The following is a 762-nucleotide window of genomic DNA, read 5'->3' on the forward strand; positions in this document are numbered from 1 at the left end:
AATTACACAAGTTCCAGTTCGTTATAATAAGTTCTTTAAAGGTGATGTAGAATTATGATTTAAAACATTTGCTTTAAGAGCCCAAAATATGATTAATTCTTATTTAAACTATCCATTTTCAAAACTAAAATTTGAAACATTTAAAGACCCATTATTAAAGAAAATTTGTATTAATATGGTGTTTATTACGATTGAGCATTGAACATTTAACCGTATTCCAATTGAGTTTTTTACTTCGGCAAATATGAGTGTTGGTGATATTAATTATTCTTCACAAAATGACCCCATGGCAACATGACAAGGTCTATTGCCTACATATGCAAAATCGTTGGCTAATTTAACAACTTTAAAGAAAATGTTTCGTACTTTTCAAGAAGAAGGTATTGATTTAACTATGATAGATTTAGAAGCATATTATACACAGTTAGAAGTTGATGCTTTATTAGATAAAATTGTTATAGAAAAAATTAAAGATGAAAAACTTGCAAAAATAAAAGAAAAAATTTTAGATGAATTAAAAAAATTAATTGTTATACCAAATGTTCCAGATTGAGAAATTGTAGATACTAGTGATTTTATGGTTGGTCAAACCGGATATAATATTCCTAATTTTGATAAAGAAAACTATATTTATAGAATTTGAGCCTCAGGAAAAGATAGCAAAGGAGATTTAAAAAGTCAAGGGATGTTGCAAACAAGGCGTAGTTTTACACAAACAATAGCTATTATATATGACCAAATAGGTGTTAATAGTGCATGTTT

General features: G+C 26.8%; 1 protein-coding gene. It reads left to right on the forward strand.

Annotation, left to right across the window (positions count from 1 at the left end):
* Positions 1-762: hypothetical protein (locus D9R21_RS07865; RefSeq protein ID WP_158614019.1), on the forward strand; the 762-nt coding region annotated here is incomplete at both ends.

The sequence above is a fragment of the Spiroplasma endosymbiont of Megaselia nigra genome (assembly GCF_003987485.1).
Lineage (GTDB): Bacteria > Bacillota_I > Bacilli_A > Mycoplasmatales > Mycoplasmataceae > Spiroplasma.